The organism is Wolbachia endosymbiont of Nomada ferruginata (genome assembly GCF_001675785.1).
In the GTDB taxonomy this organism is placed as follows: domain Bacteria; phylum Pseudomonadota; class Alphaproteobacteria; order Rickettsiales; family Anaplasmataceae; genus Wolbachia; species Wolbachia pipientis.
Genome location: NZ_LYUY01000186.1, coordinates 1 through 690 on the forward strand (window position 1 = coordinate 1; position 690 = coordinate 690).

Sequence of the window (690 nt, forward strand, 5' to 3'; positions counted from 1 at the left end):
TGGAAAGGATATAAACGTCTCTTTGATTTAGCAGAAGGATGGCGACTTGCTCACGAACCTCATATTTGTGGGTAATAGTAAATTGTTAGCGGGATCTGGAGATACCGCGGCGGTATGACGTAGGGAAATCTTACTTATTATAGCTATAGTTCTACATGAATTACAAAAGTAACATTTACTAGATCTTAATATTTTAGATCTATATTTTAATAAATAATGAGCTGTAATTAGTATGAATAATCCATTTAAAAGTGAGAACTATAAAAAAAATCTCGATTCTCTGATCAAAGCTGTAAAGCTAGGAAATGCAGAGAAACAATATAACAAAACGTTAAGGGATTTATCTCATGCATTAGAAGGTTTTACAGGTGAGGCAAAAGGTATAGCTGAGTTTGTTATATATACTGACTTGAACAATTATGTAGAACAGCCATTAGGTCTTTTTAAAACATTAATGAATAGAATTTTGGGAAAAAATTTTCCAACCAAGAACAGTAGTATAAGTAATTTTGTAAATGATGAGTTGTCAAGTTTCACTTTAGAAACAGCAGCTAAGTATACAAGAATTTTAAAAAAAATTGATCTCTTGGAACAATTAGAAAAAGATTTAGAGGTTGTCCGGAAACAAGTAAAAGGCTATAATATCTGAAATTTTAGTACGGGGTAAAGATGAGAAAAAAGTATCCAACA

The 690-nt window shown here is 31.0% G+C and carries 1 protein-coding gene; it reads left to right on the plus strand.

Annotation, left to right across the window (positions count from 1 at the left end; translation table 11 throughout):
- Positions 1–232 precede the first annotated feature (232 nt).
- Positions 233–649: a hypothetical protein gene (locus BA053_RS06370; RefSeq protein ID WP_065095230.1), complete on the plus strand. Its 417-nt coding sequence runs from the start codon at positions 233–235 to the stop codon at positions 647–649.
- Positions 650–690: the final 41 nt, after the last annotated feature.

Bases quoted from the DNA above. Each gene is read 5' to 3' on its own strand.
- BA053_RS06370 (WP_065095230.1), top strand. From the start codon at position 233: ATGAATAATCCATTTAAAAGTGAGAACTATAAAAAAAATCTCGATTCT.